We start from the raw sequence: 18,871 nt of genomic DNA on the forward strand, positions 1-18,871 counted from the left end.
CCTATGAAGATTTGAATATCGCCGGCCTGGTTAGAAACCATAAACTAGCCAAGTCGATAAGTGATGCAGGATGGTCGCAATTTCGGCGGTGGTTGGAATATTTTGGAGACAAATACGCAAGAGTAACTATTGCAGTTTCTCCCCACTATACCTCTCAGGAATGTTCCAATTGTGGCGAAATTGTCAAAAAGGGACTATCAACTCGTACTCACATTTGTCCACATTGCCGATATGTGGAAGATCGTGATATTAACGCGGCCAAAGTGATTCTGCAACGTGGATTGAAAATACTCTGGGGCACAGAGGAATTTACGCTTCAGGAGAGAAGCCCTCTTGGTGAGTTGGAGCAATCCTGCCCTCTTACGGCATCTCGATGAATGAAGAATCCCCGCGTCTTCAGACCGGGGAGTGTCAAAAGAACAACACCCTACACTATTGATTAGGTGTAGCGGTTGCACTGCTCCCCAGTCGTAACCTTTCCCGGAAATTATGTTAACTCTGCGTCCCAAACAAACCACATCCTTGACTACCCGTGATGGGATTAGACTTGATGCCGATCTTTATCAACCTGAAGGGGATGGCCCCTATCCGGTTCTCCTCATGCGACAACCCTATGGTCGGGAAATTGCCTCCACAGTGGTCTATGCTCACCCCGAATGGTATGCAGCTCATGGCTATATTGTGGTCATTCAAGATGTCAGAGGTCGAGGAACATCTGAAGGAGATTTTCACCTGTTTATCCATGAAGTTGAAGATGGTATCGATACGATTAATTGGGCCGCTCAACTGCCTGGAAGTACTGGAGAGGTGGGGATGTATGGATTTTCCTATCAGGGAATGAGTCAATTGTATGCCGCTTCAGGGAAACCGAAAGCCCTAAAAACCCTTTGTCCGGCGATGATTGCCTATGATTTCTATGCAGATTGGGCCTATGAAGGGGGAGCATTTTGTTTCGCATCTAATTTAGGTTGGGCCTTGCAATTAGCGGCCGAAACAGCACGTTTAAAAAACGATGCGATCGCTCACCAAATTCTCTACAATGCCTCCCGGAATCTTCCCGTCCATGGTCTAGAACCCCGCTTAGACGAAACGTTGCGGAAATATTGCCCCGATGCGTTTTATCATCGGTGGTTAGAACATCCCGAACCGGATGAATATTGGCAAGCTTTATCGCCGAATTTAGAGGCTGTCGATTTACCGATGCTCCATATTGGCGGCTGGTTCGATCCCTATCTACGGGGAACGTTGCGCTGGTATCATGAGTTAGCTGGACGCAGCAGTTATCCCCAACATCTGATTGTTGGCCCCTGGGCCCATCTTCCTTGGGGGCGTAAGGTGGGAGAATTAGATTATGGTGCAGCCGCAGCGAGTCCCATCGATCTGATGCAAGTGAATTGGTTTAATCAGTTTCTCAAGGGTCAAGATACGGGACGCTTAGAAATGCCTCCAATTTCGGTGTTTGAAATGGGAAGTAACCGATGGAGATCCCTGGCTGAATGGCCGAAGAATTCGACTAAATCCTATTATCTCTCCAGTACGGGACTGGCGAATATTAGCGATAAAGAAGGTTTTTTAATTGAAACTGCTCCCCCGAATGAAAGCATGGATCGCTGGGTTCACGACCCCTGGCGACCTTTTCCTGCTCTGGGGGGCCATGTGTATAGTCCTTTTGGAGCGTGCGATCGCTCCCTGCTCGACTGTCGCACCGATACCGTCACCTATACCAGCGAACCGTTAACGGAGGTGATGTGTATCTTAGGAGAGGCGATCGTTGAAGTCTATTGTCAAGCCTCTACACAGAGCTTTGATCTGTCCGCTATCCTCTCAGAAGTGAAACCCGACGGCAGAGTTTATAACTTTACCCAAGGCTATCTCTGTGTCACGGAACCCCAAAACCCCCTAAAACTCTACCTGCAATCGACCTGTATCCAATTACCCATCGGCAGTAGTCTGCGGTTAAGTTTAAGTGGTGCGTGTTTTCCTGCCTATCCTGTGAATCCCGGTACTGGTCAAAGTCCTGGTCAAACCCGTTTAATCGATGCTCAAGTTATCACCTTCTCCCTTCAATCTGGTAGCACTTATCCTTCCCGCATTTGCTTACCTTTAGAATCGAGTTTTTAAAGTTTTCTCCCTCGCCAGCGATCCCCGTAGTCATTGTTACCATATTATCAAAGAAGGTGAGATAAGATAGCTGTGGCTACAGGATAAGCTCGAAAATAACTGCCTCCTTCTATTTCTAGAGGAGGCAGTTATTTTAATTGATTCAATTCCCCGTAAGGGCAGTACTATAGCAGAGAAAGGGAGAGTTAGGATATTTTCTATTGCCTGTTGCCTATTGCCCATTCCCTAGCACAAAACGCTATCATCTTAATTATTAATTAATTCCGGTTTTACCCGTTCCAGGAAAAGGACGACCATGGCGGTAAAAATCCCTTCTAAAATCACGAGGGGAATATGGGCGAATAGTAATGCCCATAAAGAAGCTTGTTCTAAGTTTTGGTCAATATCGGTAGGTAAGGTAAATAAGACCAAACTCAAGAAAATAGTAGCGGATAAAGCAACAGCACTACTCCCTGATAGAAAGCCAAAGAACGGTGTCCAAAATCGATTTTTTAACCCAAAAATGAACCGAGAACGAAAGAGATATCCAGCGAGTAAGGCAGGAATTCCCATTAAGAGGGCATTTACTCCAAGGGTAGAGAGTCCTCCATGTTGAAACATGACAGTTTGAAAAAATAATCCAATCACAATAGCAGGAAAGGCATAATAGCCTAAGATGGCTCCGAGTAATCCATTGAGGACTAAATGGACACTTGCGGGAGGGATCGGAATATGAAGGGAGGAGGAGACAAAAAAAGCAGCAGTGAGTAAGGAGGCTTTGGGAATTTGTTCTTGGGTGCGATCGCTCCGTTCAATCTGTTTCAAAGACCATGCCATGACTCCCCCACTGACCGCGTATCCCACAATGACCACCTGTGGGGGAAGCATACCATCAGGAATGTGCATTCGACTTACTCCGACTACTTCGCGAGAAAAATAACGTGGTTCCGATGAATCCCCAGAGGACTGAGGCAATCATCACCCCCTTCTGGATAGAAGTATAACCTCCTAAACTGGCAGGAGCGATCGCGGTTTGGGAGGCTTCCGGGCTGGAATTTTCGGCTATCAACTCGACGTTTGAGCCGGTTTCAGGGCTGGAAATATGGATAATTTGACCATGACCCGCTTTACGAATTCTCACCGTCCAAGTTCCGGTTTGACCTGGTTCGGGCACAAAAACAAATTCGCCCTGGGCATTGGATATCCCTCGTATCCAAGGGGTTGTGGGATCGTCAGGAGCATAGATGCTCACTTGAGCGTTGTCCATTGGCTCCCCAGAATCGTAGGTGGCTTGCACTTGGATGGCAGAGATTTGATGATGTCGAATAGTTACCCCATGGGCGATCGCTTTTTCACCCAGAACCGATGTTAGACCAAAGGCAAGAGGCAAAAGTAGGGGCAAAAACTTTTTCGCCCCTACTTGTGGTACAAAGTTTTGAGCATTCAACATGGGGAATAAGGGGAAATAGGGAATGAAAACGAGGTTTTACGGTTGACTTGAAGAGTAGCTTAAGGCTGTGTGGGGAGGGTCTGAGATTGATGACAATGACCTTCACCCACATGACCGAGGGAGTTGAGGGCTTCGTCGAAGCGTTTAACCTCTTCAGGAGTCAGTTGCGATCGCCACATGGACTCATCTAACTCAACTGTGTCATTTTGAGCCAATTTCGCTAAAGGTTCAAAGCCTAACGCACCGACATTAATATCATCATCATCAGGGGCAGTGCGATCGCCGAAAATATGATCTAAATGAAATGTCGCTTCTACATCAGCCGACTTTCCATCAGTCACAATACCCTTTCTTTGGTCGCCCACAAATTCACCGCAGGTATAGGAATAGCCTCGATCGACACTCACCTGAAAATTAATCCGGCGATCGTCTTTTTCAGCCACACCATCAAGGAGTAAGGTATGACCTTGGGCTGGCCCTTCAAGAGCAGGAAGCATCTGCCAAGAGAGCGCATTATAAACTCCCACAGGCACATCCTCAAGTTGCCCCACTAAAATCGGTTCTGCATCGTCATCTCCTGCTGCTAAGTCCACCGTCTGGGGAGAATCAAATGCCAAGATCGTTTCCGCTTCAATTTCTCCTTCTTCTTCCGCATTAAAGGGCGGATCGCTCTGATAAGCTTTTACCTGGTCTAAAGTTACATAGACGTGATTAAATTGGATCTGCCAACCATCTTTAGAAGTAAATCCTTGCCGCACAAAATCTTCACCATTGGCACGCAAGTTTAAGCTGCCCGTACTTTCTTGAACATCTGAACTCGGTGGCGTAGGGCTGTTACACCCCATCAAACTACTCGCAACGAGAACAGCAGTCAGCAACACCTGAAAACGTTGATTGACCATATCTTTGTTGACTTGACATCTGTTTCTAGTCAAGCGAATCTTGATGGAGATTACAATGCCCCCTGTGGGGATAAAAAAAGAAGAGAGATGAGGAAGGAAAGAGCTTTCCGGCTTATCAGATCTCGGTTTGAGCAACTCTGTTAAAAAATGATGATCTTTTCGCGATCGGGAAAACTGCCTCAGTTCTGATGCTCAGTTGTACTTTGCACTCCAACAATAGGGAAAACTCTATTTTTAGGTTTTCCTGTTCTCTTAATTATTCCTTATTGTTCGTGGCCAACTTGCTTAACCGGCACTTGAATCACAAACTCTGTTCCTGTTCCCCACTCTGAATTACACTTCAAAGAACCTTGATGTTTTTCCACTACAATAGAATGACTAATTGATAATCCTAAACCGGTTCCTTTTCCCACTGGTTTCGTCGTCACAAAGGGGCTAAAAATCTCCGTTATTTTATCCTCTGGAATCCCTGGCCCATTATCTGCAATCTTAATTTCTACCTTCCCCCCACCAACTGCTTTAGTCGTTAAAGTGATTTCATTGGGATAATCTTTTAAATCCTCATAACTTTTATTCTCATTCTCATTTTGCTCATCCAGCGCATCAATTGCATTCGCTAACAGATTCATAAACACCTGATTTAAAGGGCCCGCATAACAATGAACAATCGGTAACTCTCCATAATACTTATTAATCTGGATTTCCGGTCGTTGATCGTTGGCCTTCAAACGATGTCTCAAAATCATGAGCGTACTTTCTAATCCTTCATGGATATTTAAATCCGTACATGTATTACTATCGGACCGAGAAAAATTTCGCAATGATAAACTAATATTCCGAATCCGTTCAATTCCCGACTCCATAGAACAGAGCATATTTGGCAAATCTTCCATTAAATATTCTAGTTCAATATCCTCTGAATGTTCAGTAATTTCATCCCCTGGATCGGCAAACTGTTTTTGATATAATTTCAAATGTTCAAAAATATCCTCGGTATATTCCATCGCCATACTAATATTACCCGCAATAAATCCAACTGGATTATTGATTTCATGGGCAACGCCAGCCACCAACTCGCCTAAACTCGACATTTTCTCACTTTGAATGAGTTGAATCTGAGCTTCCTGAAGTTGATGAAGAGAGTCTTTTAATTGTGCAGTGCGATCTTCAACCCGTTGTTCAAGTTCTGCCGTTAAATGTTTTAACTGTTCATTTTGAATCTTAAATTGGCGAGTTAAATTTTGTAACTGGAGATGGATATTCATCCGAGCTAAAACTTCATCTTGTTGGAAGGGTTTGGTAATATAGTCTACTGCACCAATTTTCAACCCTTTAACTTTATCAACCGTATCCGATAAAGCCGTCATGAAAATAACGGGAATATCTTGGGTTTGGGAACAAGCTTTAATCTGACGGCAGGTTTCAAACCCATCGATGCCCGGCATCATCACATCCAATAAGATTAAATCGGGGGTAACTTCCTGGAGTTTTTCTAAGGTACTTTCCCCATCTTTGGCTACCAAAACCTTAAATCCAGATTCTTTTAAGAAGCTAAAGAGGACTTTGATATTTGTCGGATTATCATCGACAATTAAGATTAAGTCTTGTTTGGCAGTCTCCATCTCCATAGGTCATTGCTCCAATTTCTTTTGTTAGACTAACTTTAGGAGTTCCCTATCGGCAAGTTTGAAGGTAGAGGGGAGAGTGAGAACTGATGAAGAACCTCTCAAGGGACTCCCAATGGGATCTGTATCATCATTCATCATACTAAGTCTTTGTTCTGATCCAAATATGGGGTATCCTCCATTCATACTTGACAGATTGACCAAGTGCATAAGTTATGATTGAGATTTTAGCGGTCCTCTCTGCTTCTGCATCAGCAGGACTGAGAATTGCTTTACCGTTATTAGTCATTGGTCTATTACACGGTGATTCCCTATGGTCTCGTGTTCCTATTCTATCTTTAATTCCGCCCCAAGTTGTGTTAGGGGTATTGGTCAGTTGGTCATTATTTGAGTTGGTTGCTCCCAAACAACTTTTAGGTCAACGGGTGCAGCAGTTACTTCAGGTGGTATTTAGTCCTTTAGTGGGAACGATCATGGGGATAGCGATCGCCCAAACAACTCTTCAACAACCCACCTGGATGATTTGGCTCGTTGGTGCAGTGGGCGGGATCTTAGCCTTAGTTTTACAACTGGTACAAGCAGGATGGTTTTATCGTCTCCGAGGACTTCCCATATGGGCTATTTTCCTGCAAGATTTGCTCTGTGTGTTTTTGGTCTTGTTTGCCTTTGATGCCCCGGAACAGGGAGGACTGATTGCATTATTGTTGTTATGGTTGGCTGTCCGCAGCTCTAAGGAGTGGTATCGCTGGTATGTGGAACAGTCAAAACCCGGCGATCTCTCCCATCCCCGTCGCCACAAACAGAACCCCGATTAATCTCAGGGTTTTCCAGGTGAGGGTAATGCTATTGGGCGATCGCCAACAAGAATGGTAATTGCTCTAAATCCACATTCCCTCCACTCAGGATCACACCAATTTTCGCGCCAGGAGCTTGAATTTGCCCCTCCAATAACGCAGCCGCGGCTAAGGTTCCAGTCGGTTCAACTACTAGTTTTAACCGTTCCCAAAGAAAGCGCAGGGTGCGGCGAATGCTGTTTTCAGAAACAGTGACCATTTGATCGACATGGCGCAGCACTAGGGGAAATGTATAGTTGCCTAAAGAGGGAGTACGAGCGCCATCGGCAATGGTTTGGGGATTGTTGACGGTTTGCAGGGTTTGGGTATAAAAAGAGCGGGTCGCATCATCTCCTAGGGCCGGTTCTACGCCAACGACGTGACAGTGTGGGGAAAGGGTTTTAGCGGCGATCGCACATCCAGAGAGTAGTCCCCCTCCTCCACAACAAACGAGCAAATAATCGAGATCTCCGACTTCTTCAATTAATTCCTTGGCTGTGGTTCCCTGACCAGCAATAATCTGGGGATGATCATAGGGGGGAATTAGGTTTAGATTCTGTTCTTTAGCTAACTGTAAGGTGAGGGTTTCCCGACGGGTTTGCGTGGGGTCATAAGTCACAATATTTGCTCCGTATCCCTCCGTAGCTGAGAATTTGACCTTGGGAGCATTTTCGGGCATCACCAGGGTTGTGGGAATTTCTAGTAAGGCTCCGGCGAGGGCGATCGCCTGGGCATGATTCCCAGATGAGTAAGCAATAACACCATGCTTGCGTTCGGATTCCGGCAGTTGAGAAAGGGTATAGTAAGCACCACGAAATTTAAATGAGCCAGTTTTTTGTAGATTTTCGCACTTAAAAAAGACTTGTGCTTGAGTAATCTCATTGACCATCCGAGAAGTCATTACAGGAGTCTGGTGAGCCTTGCCTTGGAGACCCTGTGCGGCCCGTTCAATATCTGTATATGTGGGTGAAAGAAGGCGATCGGACATATTGCAGAGTTAAACTCGAAATTATATCACTTTTTGGGGGTTAATTCCAGTCATAACCTTGAACTTCGTCATATTTATTTACGGCATTGTGAATTTTTGTATCAATTCCCGCAAAAATGCATAAAATTGCCCATAAAAAACTGACTAACTTATAGAACCCTCTGAAATTTCTCTCTATGACATGACTTCAAGCGAGGACTTAGATCGCCAACTGCGGCAACTTGTACTCAGGGCCCAAGAATGCCCACAAGGAACACTCGATTATCGCCAGGCCCTAAAGCAACTCATCGGCTTACTCCTTAATTGTGGCCAGCTCTACCGTCCCCATCGGAATGACCTTCCTCCTGAGTATAGACAAGCCTATGCAGAAATTTATGGTGAAGCTCAACAAAATCTCATGCTTTACCTCTGTCAACATATCGATGAGTATAAACCTGAACGAGCGAACGTTTTAGCTTGGGTTAACTTCTTACTCAAACAGCGTTTTTGGTTGGGCGCTATTCAAGAGTTTCGCCGCTCTCATCTCCATGGATCGCAATTTTATCAACGGACGTTAGATGATTTCGAGGAATACGAACCCGACAGTCATGACGATGAGCAAAATCTCTCCACTACAGAAAAAGTCATTAAACAATTAGAGGAGAATCCAGAACATGAATTGAGTAAAATTTATGTTAAACGTCATCCGAAGGCGAATCTGAGGATTTTGATTTTAAGGCGGCTCTATGGTCAGTCTTGGCAAGAGATTTCTGAATCCCTGAGTGTTAGCGTTCCGACTTTATCGAGCTTTTATCGGCGCAAAATGATTCAATTCAAAAAACAGTTGCAGGATTTAACAACCTGATTTTAATTTTGTTCTTGGAGTTTATTGTCATGGTTATTCATTCTTCCCCATTCTTCAATTCTATCAGTCCTAAAATTCCCCTTGGATTTAGCGACCATCAACAAGCTGAAGTGTTTTTGCACTCACAAAAGAATCCTCGAAAGCGCAAGCAAGTCTATTTGAACACCCTATCAGTTTTAGCAGTTAAGTTTCATCTTCAATACTTGGGCTTTGATCCCCATACAGAAGCTTGCGAGAGCTTTGATAGCGTGCTTCAGGCTTGCTTCGATGTGGCGGACTTAGAGTTACCTCATCAAGGTAAAATTGAATGCCGTCCGGTTTTACCAGGTCAGGATTATATGAGGGTTCCTCCAGAAGTCTTTGAGGATCGTCTCGCCTATATTGCTGTAAGATTAAATCGGGAATTAACGGAAGCGGAAATTCTGGGATTTGTGGAGCAAGTAGAAGCAGAAATGATTCCTTTAAGTCAATTACGATCGCCAGAAGAACTGTTTTACTTTTTGCAGCCCGTACCGTTTCCCCGGATTAACCTCAGTGATTGGCTACAGAACTCAATCGCCCAAGGTTGGAAAACCTTGGATGAAATCTTCCCCGTTCAGGAGCCACAATTAGTGCTTAATTTTCGCTCCAGAGATAAACGTCAGGGTGTTAAGCGAGGCAAACTATTTCAACACCAAAACAATCATTTTACACTACTGATGGGGGTTCAACCGAGCGATCAAGAAATGCAGATTTCTGTCGAGCTTTATCCCACAGCAGAACAGAGCTATCTCCCCCGCGATCTGAAAGTGAATATATTGAACGAAACGGGTCGTTCTATTATGGAAGCGATCGCTACCCAGACGAAGAATATTCAAATGGAGTTTAAGGGAGAAACCGGAGAACCCTTTAGTGTCCAAATTTCGTTAGGTCAGATGTGCATGATTGAATCTTTTGTGATTTAATAAACATAGCTTCATGATGCCTAACCTCAGAATCCGCCATGAAAAAATTCGTCGGACTCAAGCTCGAAGGTGACTTAACTGTATCGGGTTGTCGAGTCACCTTGGAAATCGGTCGGGAAGGGGAACCCCGTCAGATCGAACAGGTGGGGAGATTGCCCGAGTGTCCTGACCTGTATTTTGCACTACAGCAGTGGAAAGAGAGTTATGACCAATTGGGTAGAAATTCGCGGCTGGAGCCGGGGAAAATTGTCTATGATGGATCGATTGTAGATAACTTCGAGCGCTGTCGCGATCGCGCTCTTGAGCTGAAGGAACAGTTCCAAATTTGGCTGCGATCGCCCTCGTTTCAAGACCTCGATCGCCGACTGCGGGAAGAATTGCAACGGGACGATGAAATTCGATTTCTGATTCGCACGGAAATTCCCGAATTGCAACAGCTACCTTGGCATTTATGGGATTTAGTCGATCGCTATCGACGAGCGGAAGTCGCCTTAAGTCAAGTGAGCTTTGAACCCTGTCAACAGACCGATTCATCTCCAGAACAGATGAGAGTTCTGGCGATTTTAGGCAATAGTGAAGGTATTGATATTGAGCGCGATCGCCACATCCTAGAAAGCTTGCCCGATGCACAAGTTACATTCTTGGTAGAACCCCAACTGCATCAGATTACTGACCACCTCTGGAGTCAGCCGTGGGATATTATCTTCTTTGCCGGCCATAGTGAAACAGAAGGAGATGCCGGACGCATTTATATCAATTCCCAAGACTCTATCCTCCTGACCGAACTCTGGTATGGCTTGCGTCAAGCCGCGCAACAAGGTCTGCAACTGGTGATTTTTAACTCTTGCGATGGTTTAGGACTAGCACGAGATTTAGAAGATTTAGCCATTCCCTACACGATTGTCATGCGGGAGAAAGTCCCCGATCGCATTGCCCAAGAATTCCTCAAATCATTTTTGCACGCCTTTTCCCACGGCCAATCCTTTCATCTATCGGCACGAGAAGCGCGGGAAAGACTTCAAGCTTGGGAAGACCAATTTCCCTGTGCCAGTTGGTTACCGATCATTTATCAACATCCAACCGCCATTGCTCCCACTTGGCCTCAACCGCAAGAGTTAACACCGATTTCTCCGCCCGTTTCAGCACCAGCGTCAAACCTCTCACGGCGATCGAAACTTAAGACCCTGCTTCTGGTCATACTAGGGATTAGTTTAGGTGCGCCGACGTATGGAATGCTTGCCCCAGAGGTATCCAAGCGAGTCGATCGACAGGGAGCATTTCACTACGACGAGGGAAGAATGACCCAAGCTCTGTTCTTTAATGGTGTGGCGATCGCGATCGCTCCCTGGACTCCCCAGCCTTACTATAATCGCGGCTGGGTCTGTAAACAGAAGCAAGAATTAAATACTATCTGTCTTTTTTGGTACGAAAGAGCCGCCAATAAAGGGCATCCAGATGCTCAGGCAGAAGCTGCCTATCTCAACATTCGCCTAGGAAATCTGGAAAAAGCAATCTACCGGAGCAATCAGTGTATCGAGCGTCCAGTCTACCCGGGTATAGAACTTGCCTGTTGGAAAAATCGCGGATGGGCAAGAATCAAGCAAGAACGGTGGATAGAAGCGAAAGAAGACTTAGAGAAAGCCATTTCGCTCTCGATCACTAAAAAGATTACAGCTCCCCATGCCGCTTGTTTACTAGCTCAAGTCTGGGAAAGGGAAGGCAACCTAGAAAAAGCCCTAGACTATTGGCACAAAACCAAAGAAGACCTGGCTAAGGATGCTGAGGACAAACTCCGTGAACGATCCGAAGAACAAGATAAGTGTTTAGGTGAAGCCATATCTAGACTCAATGATTGACAAATCCTAATCCACCCGAAAGAATTGGAAATTGACCCCTGGTAACCGGTATAGCAGAGTAGGAACAAGTTAGGACTTTCATTCAATCGGAGAAATCTACCTAATATCACCTATTCCCTATTCTCTCTTGCCTATTCCCTCTTGCCTAGCTAACCCATGACCTATTCTGAGATCTTTGCTCAACCTTCTCTACTCGACCTCGCTAAGGAAGGGAATCCCCAGGCAATTAGTTATTGGATGAATAGCTTACTTGCACCGCAAGGGGTTTCCGTGCAAGTGAACCAGTCTCCGGATCGCTGGCTGAATGTTCAGGTTGATTTTCACCATCCGAGACGCAAAGATCAATGTTTAAGCCTCCAGCAGCGTTTAGTGCGATTTGTCTGCTATCGTCTGTGGACGCTCAACTCCGCAGCTATTCACCAGGTGAGAATTATCGCCCGGCAAGCTGGCGATCGCCGCATCCTCTGGAAACAAGCCGTACGAATTGCAACCCCTGCCAGCGAACAAAGCAGTGCCCTCGCTCCAGAGCCAAGCCCCTCTACTTCTGCGCCTTTCAAATTCCGACTGATGCGGACGTTACTCATCAGTCGTTTAACTGCTGTAAGTTTTATTCTTTCCTGCTGGTGGTTTTATTCACAACTGATCAATGCCCATTGGATTCATCAAAATCGATTTGCCATCTCTACACCACTTCCCCTCGATCCCCCTCCTACCCTTGCTCCCACTCCAGAAGCCTCACCCAGTCCAGTTGCTGTCTTCCCCCCAAAACTTGAACCCTCTTTCAAAGTCGTGGATATTCCAGAGCAGTTTCGCGGCAAAATCATTAATAAGGCTGATGCTTTAGCGATGCCAAAAGTTGTGGCTTTAACCTTTGATGATGGTCCTTGGCCAAAGACTACGGAACAAATCTTAGACATTCTCAAAGAATATGAGATTAAAGCGACCTTTTTCTTGGTGGGACAGCATATGAAAAACTATCCCAAAATTGCTAAAAAAGTCGCTGATGCTGGTCATATTCTGGGAAATCATACCGAACATCATTATACCCATACTCTCGATCCACAAACGGCTGCCCAGGAAATCGAGTCCACCAGCAAACTGATTTTTGATCTTACAGGGGTTAAAACTAAGCTGTTTCGACCTCCAGGGGGGAATCTAGAGAGCGGTTTAGCCGATTATGCCGAGTCTAAAGGCTATGGGATTATGATGTGGTCTTCTGACTCGGAGGACTATTATGTGTCTACTCCAGTCTTAATCGATAACGTCTTAAAGAGTGTCACCCCTGGTGGGATTGTGCTCTTTCATGATGGCGGAGGCGATCGCCGCAACACCGTCGAAGCCCTACCCCAAATTATCACCACCCTCAAACAACAAGGTTATCGCTTTGTCACCGTTCCCGAACTGTTAGAAATTGAGGCCAAACAAACCCCATTAAATGAAACCGAAGAAGAGTTAACCCTGAATAATTAACAACTTACCCTAAGCGTGTTTTATGAAAGGATGTAACATTCATTTTCATCAAAATACAATATATATTATCTGTAAATCCAGAACTACGTTTGGTATATGGATATCCTGCCTGCCTGTATTTGAACTTGATAGAAAGATAGATGCATCTGAGCTAGGAGAACAAGTTTTAGAAAATTTACAATATTCCTTGGATCAAATCCCTCACGATCGTCTAAAAGAAACTTCTGAAGAAGTACTAAATCGCCTAGGGTTTAATGACTGGGAACAATTCGATAGAGAAACGGTTTTTATTAGTTTGATTTTAAAGGAAAAACAAATAGAAATTACTCCTTATATTCCAGCCAAAGATGGATATGGCTTTGATCCTGTGATACAGAAAAAATTGAAATGCGATCTGGAAGTCAAAACAATTGGCAAGTTGATTTTTGATGCAAAACTTATTGCCGAACAATTAAATCCCAGAAAAATCAACGATATGTCAACTCTAACTGATGCACTTGATAGGATCGTAAAGTGGCTAGAAATACATAAGCCTGAATTAGCTCATTCTTTTCAGCCTGGACTCAGTTTCGATGAAATTCAGGCAGGAGAAGAAAAAATTGGATTCAAACTTCCCGCAGACATTTATGAACTTTATCAGTGGCGCAATGGAGCAACATTAGATTGTCATTTTTGGGTTTTCCCTTCTATGGTTTTTCTCCCTTTCGATGAAGCCATAGAAAGCAGCATGGGTTGGAATACTATGGTTGCTGAAGATGAAGAGTTATATGTTAATGAAGAATGGTATCTTAATGAAGAGTGGTGCGCTAAAAGTCCACTTTTTATTGTTATTAATGATGATCGAGGCAGTTGTGGTATTCCCTTACAAGCTCCACCTAACTACCCAGAACAACCAGTTGTTGAGTGCGAAGAAGGAGGCATGCCAAGCGTATACTATGATAGCTTAACAGCCATGATGTTAACATTGGTAGAATGCTGTGAAACAGGTGCTTACTATATCGACTCAGGCGGATTTATTATTGAAGATGTATCTAAATCAGCCCCCATTATTCAAAAATACAACTCTCAGTTTTATGAATACGATGAGTTAGGTCGCGTGACGGCATGGGTGGAAACAGTAATCATTGAAGGGGAAAAGAAAGAAATTAGAACCCAATATGACTCCCAATATGACTACAATAGAATTGCTACTGTGCAACGGCGATGCCTAATCTTAGAAATCATAACACTTTTGATCGGTTTAGGGATACCGATCCTAGTGGCTTATTTTGTTTGGGAGAAATTAATCCAGCAGTGGTGGCAGTAAGGTAGGTAAGAGAAGATCATAATTTTATTCAAATCTACAACTTTTTTCTTGTGCATTCTCACTGCTGTAAATTGCAAAAAAACAGTGTGATCTAAGTACAGGACAAAAAACAGAGGGAGTAGAGAAAAGCAGGGAATTAGTGGTCAAGATTGGTGAAAACAGAGCGTAGATAGTCAAATCCCAAGCGAAACAGACTTTTAGCTCTCCGTCGATGGGATTTAAGAGGAATGGGCAGAAGTTCATGTTGCCTAGGTTGCTTTTTAGGCTCTGTTTCACCATTGGAACGCCCCATTAGCCCCCGGGGCATCCCACAACGGATGTCTGATTGCACCCTGTTCCCAGCTTCGCTCTCCGGAGTTCCGAGTCCGGTCTGCGTGGGCAGATAGGGAGTCATACCTAAGTCTGGTAGGCAGGACTTACACCTGCATCAGACCGAGAGTTCAACTTTCCCTTTTGGGGTTAGTTAGTAGCGCTATTTACGGACTAGTTACCGAGATTCACGCTACAACGATCGTACTCCTTCTCCTAATTCATCAAATTAGCGGAGAAAGTCCAGTAGGTTGCCCTGCGCTCTTGTAGCAGAGAAATCGTCGGTTAGGACTCCGATTCAATACTGAAACCTAGCTACCATAACCTATTCCCTAGCGCGCAGCGCTATACTAATGCATCCACAGAAAAGAAAAGTGGGCTGTATTACCAAAGCAAGACCTTAGCCAAAGTATTTAATAATCGCGTCAGCAAACTCCGAACACTTCAGAGGGGGCTTAACCGGAGGCTCCATAAGTCGGGCTAAATCATAGGTCACTTCGCGATTAGAAATCGACTTTTCTATGCCCATTTTAATTAAGTCTGCAGCTTCTTGCCAGCCCATGTATTCTAACATCATGACTCCAGAAAGAATCAATGATCCAGGATTGACCCGATCCAAACCCGCATGTTTGGGAGCAGTGCCATGGGTTGCTTCAAAAATAGCGCAACTATCGCCAATATTGGCCCCTGGCCCCATACCTAAACCCCCAACAATCGCGGCAGCAGCATCCGAGAGATAATCCCCGTTTAGGTTCATAGTGGCGAGGATCGAATATTCTCCAGGACGGGTTTGTAGTTGTTGGAAAATACTATCGGCAATCCGGTCATTGACCATGATTTTCTCTTTCCATTTCCCATTACCGTGACTTTCCCAAATCGCATCCAGAACGGCTTTTACTTCAGCGCAAGCTTCTTCTTTTTTCTCGGCAGTTAAGGCATCATAACCGGGTTCGAGTTTGTGAGCATTGTCTTCTAAACTAATGTCTGGATTTTCTTCTTTATTGCTCAAAATCCAGGATTCGCGCTCAGTTACACATTCCTGGCGAAACTCAGTGGTGGCTAATTCATAACCCCAGTCGCGGAAGGCTCCTTCGGTATATTTCATAATATTGCCTTTATGAACCAAGGTGACCGTTTGTTTCTCTTTGGGTAAGCGAAGGGCGTTTTGAATAGCCCGCTTCACCAGTCGTTGAGTTCCGGTTTTACTGATGGGTTTAATGCCAATACCAGAGTCGAGACGGATTTGTTTTTTCCCATGCTCAGGAGTAGAAGGAATGAGGTCGGTATTGAGGTATTCAATCAGTTTCTTGACAATTTCTGTGCCTTCGCGCCATTCAATACCGAGGTAAATATCTTCGGTATTTTCCCGATAGATAATTACGTCCATTTTCTCTGGCGTTTTGTGGGGCGAGGGAGTTCCGGCGTAGTAACGACAGGGGCGCACGCAAGCATAGAGATCAAAAATTTGCCGCAGAGCAACGTTGAGGGAGCGAATACCGCCACCAATGGGGGTGGTTAAGGGACCTTTGATAGCAACTCCATATTCTTCGATCGCCTTTAGGGTATCTTCAGGTAAATACTGGTACGTTCCATATTGTTCGCAAGCTTCATCACCAGCGTACACCTTAAACCAGGAAATTTTCCGTTTTCCACCATAGGCTGCTTGAACGGCAGCATCAAAGACCTTCTGAGAGGCGGGCCAAAGGTCTACCCCCGTACCGTCTCCACGAATGAAGGGAATGATGGGATGGTCGGGAACAATGGGTTTACCTTCAGCAAAGGTAATTTTTTCGCCGGTTTCAGGAGGGCTGATTTTTTCGTACATAGGGTAATCCTTGCTGAAATTAAGGGTTTATGCTTACCGATGTTCAGTTAAGCACGTACCAGGCTACCAGATCCTGATTGTTGATTTTTAATTTTTAATTTTTAATTTTTAATTGATTTTGTACGGATGGGAATCGCTACGGGTTGGTCGATCGCCTTGCTCTGATAACTGGATGAGGGATATTGTTCAACGTGGCGAAAAATGGCGATCGGGGCACTGGTGCGACAAGTGAAAAATTCTACGGCAATTTTGCCATCATCCAGCTTACGGATTTTGGGGGATAAGTCTTTGATTTGGCCTTTCCATTGCCATTTGACTTGCTTGGGAGGGGAGTCAATCAAGCGGTGGTAACTCCAATCTCGATTTGCTTTTGCACGGACAAATTCTTGAATTTCTCGGCGCAGTAGGGTAGCAACCATAAAAGAAGGAGCGCTGCGATCGCCTTCAATGGCAGCCATAAAATTATCTAATGCCCCTTGGGGCCGGGGGGGATGCTCTGGATCGCAGCCATCGGCTAGGGCTTCTTCGAGGGTAGCCGTCGCACAATAGTCTTCTGGTACAGCCCAAGTTATTCCCGTGCCACTGTTGGGTTCATTGGGGTCACGATAAATATAGCTAACCCAGCGTAGACCCAGTTTTAAGCGTAGCCCAGGTAATTTGCGTAAAGCAGTGGCAGGATTAACGGCACTAATTAACCAAGGCCCAGAAGGTGATGTGGCGATCGCCTCCTCATCCTCTTCTGCTGGCCCCAAATCAAATAATCCCCCTAGCTCATCGAGAGATTCCGGTTCTGGGAGATCGTCAGATTCATTAAAAGAGAGTGATCGCCGGCAGTTTTCAGACTCTGGAAGCACCAGCAGACTCGTGAGATAGGTACGGATTTTTTGGATAGATGCCAGGGGAATTTTTTGGATACTCATCAGAAAAAAGAGGGTCTAACAAGGGGCCAAAGCCCCTTGCCTTGAGAGCCTTCAACAAGGGATTTAAGGCTAGAGGGTTCTTTCGTTCACAACTCACACAAACCGTTATCCTTCATACTCTGGTTTTTTCAGAGTCTCTGGAATATTAACTTTCGGCAAATCTAAGGGTTCTTCCTGGTCTTTATCAGCCCAAGCATCCTCTTCTATCTCTCGATAGGAGGGTTCATAAGGAGCCTCTGGAATCTCTTCATTATCTACTTCAGGAGGATCGACCCGATAGCTTGGTTCTCGATAGCTGCGATCTTCGTCCCCATCACCTCCCCAGTTATCTTCCTCATAGCTTTGCTCATACCGAGGTTCGGGTTGCTTGAACTGCTGCATGGGAGCCGGTTGCGGTTTTTGCCATTCATCCGCATTCCAATCTTCTTCCATGACTGGCTCCATCTCGGGGATCGGCTTTTGTGTGTGTATGGGAGTACCTGGACCTAATTGCTTTTCGCTGTCAATGATTGGCATAGCATAGGGTTCAGCTCCTTCTCGTTCCCAAGGTGCTTGGGAAATACCCAGCTTCTCTAGTACCCCCACACTTAACTGCACCATCTGCTCTTCTGCACCTTCAAACACAATCAGGCGGTTTGGCCCGCTGCTCACAATTTGATCAATAGTGAGTTCATAGGTACTAACCACCTGTTCAGGAATCAGGGGTAAGCCAATCGAGGCAATAATTAAGGAAGTGACTCGATAATCTTCTGTATCAAAGCGATACCCTCTGACTTTGCCGAGCATTTCCCCAGCTTCGGTAATCACCTCACTACCAATGAGGCTGCTGTAAACTTCTACGTTGACATCTTCAATTACGTCGTCATCATCAACAAGAATCACATCACCGACTTGGCGAATATTGCTCAAGTACATATAGCGGGGAATTCCGGCGAGAACACCTGAGAGCAGATTATCTCGCAAACTTAAGGCAACCACTTCCCGCCGGTCTATATCGACCCACAGTTGGCTGACGACTCCCAAGCGTTTGCCATTATTCCGGGTGATGACTTGGGTTCCAAGAAAGTCAGAGCGTTGGCTGATTTTTTCCGATATCATTATTAGGGGACGAGTCCTCTTCTCTGGCGAAATATTTATTCTTTATTTTGACATACTCCCCGACCTGAAGGTGCGGGGATTCTCCGCTCAAACAGCAATAGCAGTCTGGGACTGTCTGACATCGCCTAACGAATCAGTTGATGCCCCAACTGATTTTATATTTTTAGCCGCATTTAAGTCTCTATCATGCTCCGTTGAACATGAAAGACAAGACCATTGACGATCTTTGAGCTTCAGTTCATTGAGTACATGACCGCATTCAGAACAAGTCTTGGAACTGGGAAACCATCGATCGATATAAACTACACGCTTAGATTTTTTAGCAGCTACCCATTCAAGAATAGAAAGAAATTCAGCCAATGCCAAATCACCGATCTTTCTACCCCAAAGTCGTTGCATTC

At 45.1% G+C, this 18,871-nt stretch carries 17 protein-coding genes; 8 read left to right on the forward strand and 9 right to left on the reverse strand.

Annotated features, from left to right (window positions below; all coding sequences use genetic code 11):
- The coding region (locus J7529_RS22425; protein WP_318730824.1) for a transposase at positions 1-377 on the forward strand (377 nt) is incomplete at its 5' end.
- A gap of 112 nt (positions 378-489) precedes the next feature.
- Positions 490-2,121, forward strand: a complete 1,632-nt coding sequence (locus J7529_RS22430; protein WP_318730825.1) for a CocE/NonD family hydrolase — start codon at positions 490-492, stop codon at positions 2,119-2,121.
- Positions 2,122-2,367: 246 nt separating this feature from the next.
- On the opposite strand, the gene cbiM is transcribed toward J7529_RS22430, so the two are convergent.
- The 4 genes from cbiM to J7529_RS22450 form a co-directional block, all read right to left on the reverse strand.
- Positions 2,368-3,006 (reverse strand): cobalt transporter CbiM, encoded by a 639-nt coding sequence (cbiM, locus tag J7529_RS22435; RefSeq protein ID WP_318730826.1) that lies wholly within the window; start codon positions 3,004-3,006, stop codon positions 2,368-2,370.
- Entirely contained in the window at positions 2,993-3,550 is a 558-nt protein-coding gene (locus J7529_RS22440; protein ID WP_318730827.1) for a carboxypeptidase-like regulatory domain-containing protein, read from the reverse strand. The genes cbiM and J7529_RS22440 overlap by 14 nt, the downstream gene beginning before the upstream one ends.
- Positions 3,551-3,609: 59 nt before the next feature.
- Positions 3,610-4,452, reverse strand: coding sequence for a DUF4382 domain-containing protein (locus J7529_RS22445; RefSeq protein ID WP_271943680.1), 843 nt, complete (start codon positions 4,450-4,452; stop codon positions 3,610-3,612).
- Positions 4,453-4,715: 263 nt separating this feature from the next.
- A complete protein-coding gene (locus J7529_RS22450) occupies positions 4,716-6,080 on the reverse strand; it encodes a response regulator (RefSeq protein WP_318730828.1) in 1,365 nt (454 codons plus the stop codon).
- A gap of 212 nt (positions 6,081-6,292) precedes the next feature.
- Here J7529_RS22450 and J7529_RS22455 point away from each other — a divergent pair, with 212 nt between their 5' ends.
- A complete protein-coding gene (locus J7529_RS22455; RefSeq protein ID WP_318730829.1) occupies positions 6,293-6,892 on the forward strand; it encodes a DUF4126 domain-containing protein in 600 nt (199 codons plus the stop codon).
- Between the two features lie 28 nt (positions 6,893-6,920).
- On the opposite strand, the gene J7529_RS22460 is transcribed toward J7529_RS22455, so the two are convergent.
- Positions 6,921-7,898 (reverse strand): threo-3-hydroxy-L-aspartate ammonia-lyase, encoded by a 978-nt coding sequence (locus J7529_RS22460; RefSeq protein ID WP_318730830.1) that lies wholly within the window; start codon positions 7,896-7,898, stop codon positions 6,921-6,923.
- A gap of 181 nt (positions 7,899-8,079) precedes the next feature.
- Between J7529_RS22460 and J7529_RS22465 the strand changes: the two genes are divergently transcribed.
- The 5 genes from J7529_RS22465 to J7529_RS22485 all read left to right on the forward strand — a co-directional run bounded on the left by J7529_RS22465 (position 8,080) and on the right by J7529_RS22485 (position 14,318).
- The gene (locus J7529_RS22465; RefSeq protein WP_271943669.1) at positions 8,080-8,742 is read left to right on the forward strand and encodes a hypothetical protein; all 663 of its coding nucleotides are present in this window, start codon (positions 8,080-8,082) and stop codon (positions 8,740-8,742) included.
- 29 nt (positions 8,743-8,771) lie between these two features.
- The gene (locus J7529_RS22470; protein WP_318730831.1) at positions 8,772-9,686 is read left to right on the forward strand and encodes a DUF1822 family protein; all 915 of its coding nucleotides are present in this window, start codon (positions 8,772-8,774) and stop codon (positions 9,684-9,686) included.
- 38 nt (positions 9,687-9,724) lie between these two features.
- The gene (locus tag J7529_RS22475; protein WP_318730832.1) at positions 9,725-11,542 is read left to right on the forward strand and encodes a CHAT domain-containing tetratricopeptide repeat protein; all 1,818 of its coding nucleotides are present in this window, start codon (positions 9,725-9,727) and stop codon (positions 11,540-11,542) included.
- A 156-nt stretch (positions 11,543-11,698) separates the two neighbouring features.
- Complete coding sequence (locus J7529_RS22480; protein ID WP_318730833.1) at positions 11,699-13,012, forward strand: polysaccharide deacetylase family protein; 1,314 nt, start codon at positions 11,699-11,701, stop codon at positions 13,010-13,012.
- Positions 13,013-13,034: 22 nt separating this feature from the next.
- A complete protein-coding gene (locus tag J7529_RS22485; protein ID WP_318730834.1) occupies positions 13,035-14,318 on the forward strand; it encodes an SMI1/KNR4 family protein in 1,284 nt (427 codons plus the stop codon).
- A gap of 709 nt (positions 14,319-15,027) precedes the next feature.
- Here the strand turns inward: J7529_RS22485 and J7529_RS22490 are convergent.
- From J7529_RS22490 to J7529_RS22505, 4 genes are all read right to left on the reverse strand, one after another.
- Positions 15,028-16,452 (reverse strand): NADP-dependent isocitrate dehydrogenase, encoded by a 1,425-nt coding sequence (locus J7529_RS22490; protein ID WP_318730835.1) that lies wholly within the window; start codon positions 16,450-16,452, stop codon positions 15,028-15,030.
- Between the two features lie 101 nt (positions 16,453-16,553).
- Positions 16,554-17,372, reverse strand: coding sequence for a hypothetical protein (locus tag J7529_RS22495; protein WP_318730836.1), 819 nt, complete (start codon positions 17,370-17,372; stop codon positions 16,554-16,556).
- Positions 17,373-17,477: 105 nt separating this feature from the next.
- Positions 17,478-18,470 carry a PRC-barrel domain-containing protein gene (locus tag J7529_RS22500; RefSeq protein ID WP_318730837.1) on the reverse strand — a complete coding sequence of 331 codons (993 nt, stop codon included), beginning with the start codon at positions 18,468-18,470 and terminating at the stop codon, positions 17,478-17,480.
- Between the two features lie 87 nt (positions 18,471-18,557).
- Positions 18,558-18,871: transposase (locus J7529_RS22505; RefSeq protein WP_318730838.1), on the reverse strand; the 314-nt coding region annotated here is incomplete at its 5' end.

The sequence above is a fragment of the Roseofilum sp. Guam genome, assembly GCF_017746735.1.
Lineage (GTDB): Bacteria > Cyanobacteriota > Cyanobacteriia > Cyanobacteriales > Desertifilaceae > Roseofilum > Roseofilum reptotaenium.

Excerpts from the sequence above, each read along its gene's own strand:
- J7529_RS22430 (WP_318730825.1), top strand. The coding sequence starts at position 490 with ATGTTAACTCTGCGTCCCAAACAAACCACATCCTTGACTACCCGTGAT.
- cbiM (WP_318730826.1), bottom strand. The coding sequence starts at position 3,006 with ATGCACATTCCTGATGGTATGCTTCCCCCACAGGTGGTCATTGTGGGA.
- J7529_RS22440 (WP_318730827.1), bottom strand. The coding sequence starts at position 3,550 with ATGTTGAATGCTCAAAACTTTGTACCACAAGTAGGGGCGAAAAAGTTT.
- J7529_RS22445 (WP_271943680.1), bottom strand. The coding sequence starts at position 4,452 with ATGGTCAATCAACGTTTTCAGGTGTTGCTGACTGCTGTTCTCGTTGCG.
- J7529_RS22450 (WP_318730828.1), bottom strand. The coding sequence starts at position 6,080 with ATGGAGATGGAGACTGCCAAACAAGACTTAATCTTAATTGTCGATGAT.
- J7529_RS22455 (WP_318730829.1), top strand. The coding sequence starts at position 6,293 with ATGATTGAGATTTTAGCGGTCCTCTCTGCTTCTGCATCAGCAGGACTG.
- J7529_RS22460 (WP_318730830.1), bottom strand. The coding sequence starts at position 7,898 with ATGTCCGATCGCCTTCTTTCACCCACATATACAGATATTGAACGGGCC.
- J7529_RS22465 (WP_271943669.1), top strand. The coding sequence starts at position 8,080 with ATGACTTCAAGCGAGGACTTAGATCGCCAACTGCGGCAACTTGTACTC.
- J7529_RS22470 (WP_318730831.1), top strand. The coding sequence starts at position 8,772 with ATGGTTATTCATTCTTCCCCATTCTTCAATTCTATCAGTCCTAAAATT.
- J7529_RS22475 (WP_318730832.1), top strand. The coding sequence starts at position 9,725 with ATGAAAAAATTCGTCGGACTCAAGCTCGAAGGTGACTTAACTGTATCG.
- J7529_RS22480 (WP_318730833.1), top strand. The coding sequence starts at position 11,699 with ATGACCTATTCTGAGATCTTTGCTCAACCTTCTCTACTCGACCTCGCT.
- J7529_RS22485 (WP_318730834.1), top strand. The coding sequence starts at position 13,035 with ATGAAAGGATGTAACATTCATTTTCATCAAAATACAATATATATTATC.
- J7529_RS22490 (WP_318730835.1), bottom strand. The coding sequence starts at position 16,452 with ATGTACGAAAAAATCAGCCCTCCTGAAACCGGCGAAAAAATTACCTTT.
- J7529_RS22495 (WP_318730836.1), bottom strand. The coding sequence starts at position 17,372 with ATGAGTATCCAAAAAATTCCCCTGGCATCTATCCAAAAAATCCGTACC.
- J7529_RS22500 (WP_318730837.1), bottom strand. The coding sequence starts at position 18,470 with ATGATATCGGAAAAAATCAGCCAACGCTCTGACTTTCTTGGAACCCAA.